This is a genomic window from Cupriavidus basilensis (assembly GCF_029335485.1).
GTDB classification, from domain to species: Bacteria; Pseudomonadota; Gammaproteobacteria; order Burkholderiales; family Burkholderiaceae; genus Cupriavidus; species Cupriavidus basilensis_E.
Genome location: NZ_JARJLM010000726.1, coordinates 1 through 3,341, shown reverse-complemented (window position 1 = coordinate 3,341; position 3,341 = coordinate 1). Strand labels below are relative to the sequence as shown.

The 3,341-nt window shown below is 69.1% G+C and carries 2 protein-coding genes; both read left to right on the top strand.

Annotated elements, in window-relative coordinates:
• The first annotated feature begins 134 nt into the window (after nucleotides 1–134).
• Nucleotides 135–2,036, top strand: coding sequence for a sensor histidine kinase (locus P3W85_RS44845; RefSeq protein ID WP_430869730.1), 1,902 nt, complete (start codon nucleotides 135–137; stop codon nucleotides 2,034–2,036).
• Nucleotides 2,026–3,341 (top strand): sigma-54-dependent transcriptional regulator (locus P3W85_RS44840; RefSeq protein WP_276269571.1); only part of this gene is annotated, 1,316 nt, incomplete at its 3' end. The genes P3W85_RS44845 and P3W85_RS44840, both read left to right, overlap by 11 nt.

The window sequence follows — 3,341 nt, the reverse complement described above, 5'->3', positions numbered from 1 at the left end:
TTGCGCAATATGGTAAAACAACGGCTCGCCGCGGGCGCCGCCACCGCACTTTTTGCCCGCGCCCCAGCCTTAACCCGTCGGATTGATTGCCCGCGCTCGATATCCCTCTTCGCTTTGCGCACTCCGCCCGCCCCATGACCGGCCCGCTCGATACCCAAGGTACCCCGCACGACTCCCCCAGCCGCCCAGGCCGCCTGCGCCAGTGGGTGCCCCTGCTGGCCATGCTGGCACTGGCGGTGCTGGTCGGACTGGCAGGCTCGCTGGGCTACCGCTACAGCTACGACAACGCCCTGACGCACCAAGGCGAGCGAGGCCAGGTGCAGCTGCACCTGTATGGACAGGCCCTGTCGAGCGAGCTGGCGCGCTACGACTACGTGCCCAGCCTGCTCTCGCTGGACGACAAGATCGCCGCGCTGCTGGCCCACCCGGAAGACCGGGCACGGGTCGAGGCCGCCAACCAGTACCTGGCCGCGCTCAACGCCCGCGCCGGCACGCGCACCATCTACGTGCTCAATGCCAGTGGCCGCGTGCTCGCCACCAGCAACTGGCAACGCCCCGACAGCTACATGGGCGAAGACCTCCTCTTCCGCCCTTACTTTGCCGACGCCATGGAAGGCCAGTTGGGCCGCTTCTACGGGGTCGGCACGACGCGCAGCGAGGCCGGCTACTACCTCTCCGCGCCGCTCGGTGACCGCAACAAGCCGGGCGGCGTGGCGGTGGTCAAGGTCGGCCTGGAGCCCCTGGAGAACCGCTGGCAGGGCGCCGACACCCAGATGCTGCTGACCGACGAGAACGGCGTGGTGATCCTGGCCTCCGATCCCTCCCTGAAGCTGACCACGCTCAAGCCGCTCGCGCCTGAGCTGCGCGAACGGCTGCTGCGCAACCTGCAGTACAACCGCGCGCCGCTGCCGCAGCTGGAACTGACGACGGTGCGCAAGCTATCCGACAGCGACACGCTGGTGCGCCTGCGGCGCGGCCCCCCCATGCTGGCGCAGAACGCCGAGCTGGTCGGCACCGACTGGCACCTGACGCTGCTCACCAATACCTCCCAGGCCCGCGTGGCCGCGCTCAACACGGCCGCGCTGGCGGGCGTGCTGACGGCATTCCTGCTGCTGCTGGCGGCTGCCTGGAACGTACGCCGGCGCATCGCGAGCGAGCGGCTGGCCGCGCGCGCCGCGCTGGAAGCCGCCAACGGCGAACTCGAACGCAAGGTGGCCGAACGCACCGCCGACCTGTCCGCCGCCAACCAGCAGCTGCAGGCGGAGATCGGCGAGCGCATCCGCGCCGAAGCCACGCTGCGCCAGGCCCAGGACGGCCTGCTGCAGGCCGGCAAGCTGGCCGCCGTGGGCCAGATGTCGACCGGCATCGCCCACGAGCTCAACCAGCCCCTGGCGGCCCTGCGCACACTCTCCGGCAATACCCAGAAGTTCCTGGCGCGCGGCGACAATGCCACCGCGCAGGCCAACCTCGGCACCATCATCGGGCTGGTGGAGCGCATGGGGCGCATCACCGGCGCGCTCAAGTCATTTGCACGCAAGCCCGGCAACGGCAGCCGCACCGCGCCGCTGGACGACGCGCTGGACAACGCCCTGTTCCTGCTCGACACACGCCTGCAGGAGGTGCGTCCGGAACTGGTCCGGCAAATCGACCCCGGCCTGGTGGTGGCATGCGACCCCAACCGGCTGGAGCAGGTGCTGGTCAACCTGATCGGCAATGCGCTCGACGCGCTGTCCGGCAGCACCGGACCGCGGCTGGAACTGCGCACCCATCTGACAGGCGGCAACGTGCGCCTGACCATCCGCGATAGCGGCCCCGGGCTGTCCGAGGAAGCCTTCGCGCGCCTGTTCGAGCCTTTCTTCACCACCAAGCCCACGGGCCAGGGACTCGGCCTTGGCCTGACGCTGTCGGCCGGCATCCTGGACGAGATCGGCGGCAGCCTCGACGCGAGCAACCACCCCGACGGCGGCGCCTGCTTTACGCTGGCGCTACCGCTGGCCCGTCAGGAAACAGAAAAGGTAAATGGACATGGCGCCTAGCACAAGCGATCTGACGGTACTGATCGTCGAGGACGATCCCGACGTACGCCTGGGCTGCGAGCAGGCGCTGCGCCTGGAAGGCATCGCCACGCGCGCCGTGGGCAGCGCGGAAGCCGCGCTGCGCGAAGTCGGCAGTTGCTTTCCCGGCGTGGTGATCAGCGACATCCGCCTGCCGGGCATCGACGGCATGGCGCTGCTGCACGAGCTCAGGGTGCGCGACGACGGGCTGCAGGTGGTGATGGTCACGGGCCACGGCGACGTCAACCTGGCCGTGCAGGCGATGAAGGCAGGCGCGTATCACTTCATCGAGAAGCCGTTTTCGCCCGAGCGGCTGGTCGAGGTGACGCAGCGCGCCCTGGAAAAGCGCCGCCTGGTGCTGGAAGTCGCCGAGCTGCGCAGGAAACTGGCCGGGCGCGATACGCTGGATGCGCGCCTGATCGGCCATTCGCCGGCCATCGAACGGCTGCGCAAACTGATCGCCGACCTGGCCGATACCGCGGCCAACGTGCTGATCCACGGCGAGACCGGCACCGGCAAGGAACTGGTGGCGCGCTGCCTGCACGAAGCCAGCTCGCGCCGTGCGCGCCATTTCGTCCCCATCAACTGCGGCGGCCTGCCCGAGCAGTTGTTCGAGAGCGAGATCTTTGGCCACGAAGCCGGTTCGTTCACCGGCGCGGCAAGGCGCCGCATCGGCAAGATCGAGCATGCCGAGGGCGGCACGCTGTTTCTCGACGAGATCGAGAGCATGCCGATGCAGATGCAGATCAAGCTGCTGCGGGTGTTGCAGGAACGCGTGGTCGAGCGGCTGGGCTCCAATACCCCGGTGGCGGTCAATACCCGCGTGGTGGCCGCCACCAAAGCGGACCTGAAAGCGCTTTCCCAGGCCGGCCAATTCCGCGCCGACCTCTACTACCGCCTCAACGTGGTCACCCTGGAGCTGCCGCCGCTGCGCGAGCGCCGCGAGGACGTGCCACCTTTGTTCGAACATTTCGTCGCCCAGGCCGCGCTGCGCTTCGAGCGCGAGGCGCTGCCCGCCACCCCGACCGAGCTGGCCGCGCTGATGGCCTATCCCTGGCCGGGCAATGTGCGCGAACTGCGCAACCTGGCGGAACGTCACGTGCTGGGGCTGGGCTGCAACCCGGACCAAGGTACGGCGGAGCCTGCTGCGTTACCGCTGGCGCAGGCGGTGGAGCAGTTCGAACGCGCGCTGATCGCCGACGCCATGCGCAGGCACGAGGGCAACCTGAGCCGCGCGAGCGAAGCGCTCGGCATCGCCAAGACCACCTTGTTCGACAAGGTGCGCAA

Coding starts and splice junctions, on each gene's coding strand:
- P3W85_RS44845 (WP_430869730.1), top strand. CDS start 135: ATGACCGGCCCGCTCGATACCCAAGGTACCCCGCACGACTCCCCCAGC.